Origin of the sequence: Desulfonatronum sp. SC1 (genome assembly GCF_003046795.1) — a bacterium.
GTDB lineage: Bacteria > Desulfobacterota > Desulfovibrionia > Desulfovibrionales > Desulfonatronaceae > Desulfonatronum.
In genome coordinates this window covers 1-457 of record NZ_PZKN01000136.1, presented here as the reverse complement: position 1 = coordinate 457, position 457 = coordinate 1, and the positions used below count along the sequence as shown (strand labels likewise).

Annotated in this window: 1 protein-coding gene; it reads left to right on the top strand. The window is 47.7% G+C overall.

Translation table 11 applies throughout. The annotated features are described in order from the left end of the window. Positions 1-457 (top strand): hypothetical protein (locus C6366_RS21025; protein ID WP_199221599.1); only part of this gene is annotated, 457 nt, incomplete at both ends.

Sequence of the window (457 nt, the reverse complement as noted above, 5' to 3'; positions counted from 1 at the left end):
GACCGCGCCCTGTGCGAAGGTGCAATTATCTCAATTGAAGCGCAAAGTGGTTTTACACGTTACGAATGGAACGGAAATACAGCCAATGGGCAAACGAACAGTTTTAGCATACCGGGCTCAGGAAACGTGAGCCTTCAGGTGTGGAATCAGCACAATTGCTCCACCACTGACAACGTGAATATCACCATTAACCCAAATCCGGTTGTAAACCTTGGTGGCGACATCGACATTTGCCCCGGTGAAGAAGTTGAACTCACCATTCCGCATTTCAATCAGATTTTCTGGTCCACCGGGGAGCGCAACACAACCAGCATAACCGTTTTCAGCGGCAGATATACTGTAAGAGTAATTGACGACAATGGGTGTGAAAACCGTGGTACAATTAACGTAAACCGGAAAAATGCCCCTGAAATAGACCTTGGGCCTGACCTGGTTATATGTCCGGTAGATTATCCGC